We start from the raw sequence: 890 nt of genomic DNA on the forward strand, positions 1-890 counted from the left end.
GCTGAACAATTCTGACGCCGCCTCACCACTCAGCTGCTCCCTCAGGCCGGTGAGATAGTTTTCCAGTCCGGCCTGTGCCATCAGTTGTCGCAAATCCGGATTATGGATCTGCGTCAGCAGCCACTGTAACTGCTCACCCGTCGCGCCCTGTACGGGGAAAGTCCCGGCCTGGCGGCTCAGGTGCAGTGCGCGGGTCAGTGCCTGGCGGTATGCCTCCGGCAACCGGGGCAGCACGCTTTCGCGAAACAGCGGGTGCATTAACACACTCTGCAACCACCCCAGCATGGCCGCAGGCGTCGCCGGTTCCGGCCACGCCGGGAAGGTGGCATCCTGCCACGGTGCGACGATATGGCGGATGTGTGCCGCCAGCGCCCTAAGCGGGGCCAGCAGTTCCGGCGCAAGGGCATCGCCCAGCGCCAGCACCTGCGCCAGATACTCGTCGAACGACAGGGAATGACCGCCGGAGAGCAGGCTGTTTAACGCCCCTGCGATCATCCGCCCCTGGCTGAGTAACGCCTCCAGGTGCTCACGGATAAGGCCCGGCAACCATGCCACCACCACCGGCGAGTTCACCAGCGCACTCAGCGACTGCAGCACCCGCTGCGTGCGTTCCAGCATGGCGCTCTCGCTGCCTTCCGGCTGCGCCAGCAGCGCCGCCACCTGCCGTTGCACCGTACTGATAATCCTCACGGCCTCCTGCCATTCCGCGGGCAGGTACGGTTGCTGGCGCAGCAGCAACGCGGCAGTCTGCTGCATTTTTTCTGTTACGGATCCCGCGCCGGCATTGATCTGCTGTGTCTCTTCCCAGAGCGTTTCCGCCAGCTGCCAGTAACCCGATGCGGTGATCATTGCCGCAATATTCACGCGCAGCTGCGCTGCCAACGGCAGTA

Annotated in this window: 1 protein-coding gene; it reads right to left on the bottom strand. The window is 64.4% G+C overall.

Annotated elements, in window-relative coordinates; genetic code table 11:
- The coding region (locus ACQ3G7_RS24710) for a hypothetical protein (protein ID WP_430893017.1) at positions 1-890 on the bottom strand (890 nt) is incomplete at both ends.

Source organism: Kosakonia sp. N21 (assembly GCF_050587465.1).
In the GTDB taxonomy this organism is placed as follows: Bacteria; Pseudomonadota; Gammaproteobacteria; order Enterobacterales; family Enterobacteriaceae.